The following is a 1,024-nucleotide window of genomic DNA, read 5'->3' on the forward strand; positions in this document are numbered from 1 at the left end:
GTGGATAACGGTCTTCAGGACGACAATGACTTCGTCGATCTGTCGGCCTTCTACAACCTGACAACGCTGGCCGCCGTGAACGCGCTGCGCGCTCCGGGGACCAAGTTCACCAGTGCGGTCGAAATGATGCGTGCAGACCATGCGGATGGCACGCTGAACGGGATCATCGGTGGCATCGACTACACGGCACAGATCGGGGACATCAGCCTCGCCATCCAGAATGGCGGAGCCGCCGTCGCGGACACAGAACTCACCTTCGACACGACGAATGTGACCGGCGTGGTCTGTTTTACCCGCGGCACCCGGATCACGACGGATCGCGGAGATGTCGCGATCGAGGATCTCGATGTTGGTGATCTGGTGCTGACCCAGGACCGGGGGCTGCAGCCGATCCGCTGGATTGGCTCCAACGGTCTGGATCGCGAGACGCTCGCCGCGCATGATCGGTTGCGGCCCATTCTGATCCGCGCCGGGGCGCTGGGGCAGGGAATGCCGGAGCGCGATCTCCGCGTCTCCCCCCAGCACCGGGTCCTGGTGCGGTCAAAGATTGCGATCCGGATGTTCGACGCAGAGGAGGTGTTGATCCCGGCGAACAAACTGCTTGCCCTCGATGGGATCGACATCGACGCCGGAGCGCAGAGCGTGGAGTATTATCACATGCTGTTCGACCAGCACGAGATCGTCTTCTCCAATGGCGCACCGACAGAGAGCCTGTTCACCGGCCCCGAAGCGCTGAAGGCCGTTTCGCCCGCCGCGCGGGAGGAAATCAGGTGTCTCTTCCCGGAGATCTGCGGGGCGGATTACCAGCCCATCCCGGTGCGGCCCATTCCGGAAAAAGGCAAGCTGATGAAACGCCTTGTCTACCGCCACCGCTCCAACGGCAAGCCAATGCTGGAGTGACCCAAAATGCCAGGACAGGGGCGGTGAAACAACCGCCCCTTCAGAGGGAGGCCATGCGGCTTGAAGTTGTTGCGACCAAGTAGAAATGTCCCTTGGTCTGCAAAGTAGAAATGTCACACCTGGG

Annotated in this window: 1 protein-coding gene; it reads left to right on the plus strand. The window is 61.7% G+C overall.

Annotation, left to right across the window (positions count from 1 at the left end; translation table 11 throughout):
* On the plus strand, nucleotides 1-900 hold a 900-nt coding region (locus FEV53_RS20295), incomplete at its 5' end, for a Hint domain-containing protein (protein WP_246100953.1).
* Between the last annotated feature and the right edge of the window lie 124 nt (nucleotides 901-1,024).

The sequence above is a fragment of the Palleronia caenipelagi genome (genome assembly GCF_007004065.1).
GTDB lineage: Bacteria > Pseudomonadota > Alphaproteobacteria > Rhodobacterales > Rhodobacteraceae > Palleronia > Palleronia caenipelagi.